The 207-nt window shown below is 64.7% G+C and carries 1 protein-coding gene; it reads left to right on the forward strand.

Features of this window, described 5'->3' with window-relative positions; genetic code table 11:
* The coding region (locus tag IAE56_RS21205) for a hypothetical protein (protein WP_234456253.1) at positions 1-207 on the forward strand (207 nt) is incomplete at both ends.

Genomic DNA, 207 nt, shown 5'->3' on the forward strand with positions numbered 1-207 from the left:
AGATGGTGCAGTTTGCGCGTACCTACTCGAGGCTGGCGCGCGCGGCAGTCGTTCACAAGCGCCAGTGCCGTGGCATCGGCAGCGTCTCGCTGCTGCTGACGGTGTCCAGCCTGATAGAACGCCTGCCGACTGATGCCGAAGTGGCGGCAAGCCCTGGCCACGCTTACGCCTTTGAGGCGCCTTTGCGTGAGGACTTGCCGGAAGGCT

Origin of the sequence: Stenotrophomonas sp. S41 (assembly GCF_016624625.1) — a bacterium.
In the GTDB taxonomy this organism is placed as follows: domain Bacteria; phylum Pseudomonadota; class Gammaproteobacteria; order Xanthomonadales; family Xanthomonadaceae; genus Stenotrophomonas.